This is a genomic window from Streptomyces millisiae (genome assembly GCF_031845425.1).
Lineage (GTDB): Bacteria > Actinomycetota > Actinomycetes > Streptomycetales > Streptomycetaceae > Streptomyces > Streptomyces millisiae.
The window spans coordinates 1-803 of sequence record NZ_JAVREM010000165.1 but is presented as its reverse complement, the minus strand read 5'-3'; the positions used below and the strand labels follow the sequence as shown (position 1 = coordinate 803).

Below are 803 nucleotides of genomic sequence, written 5' to 3'. Positions count from 1 at the left end.
GGCCCGGAAGGTACCGGCGACGGAGTCGGTGGTCGTGGTGGCCAGGCCGCGCGGCTCGGCGTTGTGGTCGTAGGTGAACGTGACCGTCGAGGGCACGTTGTCGGTGACCTTGACGGGGCGGTCGAGCAGGTCGTACTCGGTGACCGTCCGTCCGCCGTCCGCGTCCGTGTACGCGATCTGCCGTCCGAGCCTGTCGAACGCCCGGGTGAGGGTGCCGCCGGTGGGCGACACGGTCCGCAGGGCACGGCCCGTCACCGGGTCGTACTCCGTGGTGGTCTCCGGGACGGCCGCGCCGCTGCCTCCGCTGACGGCCGTCCGCTCGGGGCGCCCGGCTCCGTCGTGGGTGGTGGTGGTCGTACGGGAGACGCCGTTCGCGGTCTCCACGGGGCTCGGCGAGGACCGTGGGGTGCTCGCGGACCTGGGCGCCGGTGGTGACGGTGGTGGCCTGGTCCTTGACCTTCGCCGTGCCGTCGGTCGGGCGGCCCGCGTCGTAGACGGTGGTCTTCCAGGACCGGGCGACGACGGAGGTGCCCGCCGGTACCAGGGTGGTGGAGCCGGACTTCAGGTCGGCGGTGAGGTCGACGCGCCGCAGCGGGCCGAACTCCTCCAGTTCCCGGGTGCCGTTGTCGTTGTAGACGCTCCGGGTCGCCAGCAGGTCGGCCCGCTCGGCAGGGGTGAGCCCGGCGATGCCCAGCTCGGCCTGGACGGCCCGGTCGGCGGCGCTCAGGCCGAGGGCCACCGCGCGGTTGGCGGCCGTCAGCTCACGCACGGTGGAGCCGAAGCGGTCGTACTCGGTGGTGCTG

At 74.0% G+C, this 803-nt stretch carries 1 pseudogene; it reads right to left on the bottom strand.

What is annotated here, in order from left to right:
* A pseudogene (locus RNC47_RS36005) lies at positions 1 to 803 on the bottom strand (sugar-binding protein); the annotation flags it as partial.